The organism is Streptomyces alkaliphilus (genome assembly GCF_014141535.1).
Classification (GTDB): domain Bacteria; phylum Actinomycetota; class Actinomycetes; order Streptomycetales; family Streptomycetaceae; genus Streptomyces; species Streptomyces alkaliphilus.
The window spans coordinates 1-1,377 of the sequence record NZ_VKHT01001178.1 but is presented as its reverse complement, the minus strand read 5'-3'; the positions used below and the strand labels follow the sequence as shown (position 1 = coordinate 1,377).

The 1,377-nt window shown below is 75.4% G+C and carries 2 protein-coding genes; one reads left to right on the top strand and one right to left on the bottom strand.

Features of this window, described 5'->3' with window-relative positions; translation table 11 throughout:
* A partial coding sequence (locus tag FNQ90_RS23260; protein ID WP_182608147.1) for a peptidoglycan-binding domain-containing protein occupies positions 1-415 on the top strand: 415 nt, incomplete at its 5' end.
* Here FNQ90_RS23260 and FNQ90_RS23255 read toward each other — a convergent pair.
* Positions 381-1,373: an ECF transporter S component gene (locus FNQ90_RS23255; protein ID WP_407699433.1), complete on the bottom strand. Its 993-nt coding sequence runs from the start codon at positions 1,371-1,373 to the stop codon at positions 381-383. The genes FNQ90_RS23260 and FNQ90_RS23255 overlap by 35 nt on opposite strands.
* Positions 1,374-1,377 lie beyond the last annotated feature (4 nt).

Here is a 1,377-nt window from a genome sequence, read left to right as displayed (position 1 = left end):
CGAACCGGTCGAGCCCGAGCCCCGGTCCGAGCCACCGGCCGAGGAGCCCGCCGTCGAGGAACCGGCCCCGGAGCCCTTGATCGAGGAACCCGAGCCGACCCCCGAACCACCGGCCGAATCCGCCCCGCCGGTCGAGGAACCCGAGCCGGGGACCCCCCCGACGGAACCCGGGATCCTCGCCATGGGTGACAGCGGACCCGCCGTGGTCGACCTCCAGGAGCGGCTGCGCCGCCTGGGGGACCACTTCCGGGTCCCCGTGACCGGTACCTACGACCAGGCCACCTTCGACTCCGTCGCCCGCTTCCAGGAGTGGTTCGGCGTGTGGAACCGCCAGGAGCGCGGCGTCTACTGTGCCCTGACCCGGGAACGCCTGGAGGCGGTCACGGACCGCAACCGGGGCTGGGGCAGTCGCTGACGCCGCTCCCCGCCGGTTTCCCCGAGCCGTTCGAGCCGTCCGCCGGGTTCGTTCGAGCCGTCCGCCGCGGTCGATCGGCCCCTCCCGGTTCCGACGGGTCGAACCGCGCCGGTGCCCCGAAGGCGGCCCGGCGCGTCGCCCGCCGCAGGGCCCGCAGCACCGGCCCGCCCGCGACGAGCACCAGCACCGCCGTGAGCACGGCCCGGGGAACGTCCCACCCCAGCGAGGTGGCGAGCACGTACGTCAGGTACCGGTGGAGGTTCTCCACGAGCGGATCGCCGGGGACGAAGGAGATGCCGCTCGCCATCCCCGCGATCCACGGCCATCCCTGGAGGTTCATCACCAGGCCGTAGAACAGGGAGGCGAGGGCACCGTACCCGGCCAGCACCAACACCTCGCCCCCGCCGCGCAGCCGGTCGGCCGCCGGGAGCAGCCCCGCGCCCAGGGTGAACCAGCCCAGCGCCAGCATCTGGAACGGCAGCCACGGTCCCACCCCGCCGGTCACCAACGCGGAGGCGAACATCGTCACCGCCCCCAACACGAAGCCGAACGCCGGCCCCAGCACCCGCCCGGCGAGCACCATCAGGAAGAACATCGGCTGCAGGCCGGCCGTGCCGGCGCCCAGCAGTCGCAGGGCGGAGCCGGCCGCCGCCAGCACCCCGAGCATCGCCACCGCCTTGGCGCCGGCGCCGTGCTCCGTGATCGCGGCCAACAGCACGGCCAGCAGCAGCGGCAGGATGAGGGCGAACAACCAGGGGGCGTGCGCGCCGTACGCGGCCCCGAAGGACTCCGACGCCATCAGCGGCCATCCGAATCCCGCCACGCCGACCGCGCTCACCAGCAGCAGCGCCGTCATCGACCGCGGGGACCAGCGCAGCGGCCGCACCGCCGGTCGCGCCCGGCCGGGGGCCGCGGGCCCGGGGGACGAACCGGTGCCGACGGCCCCCGGGGCGGTCACGACC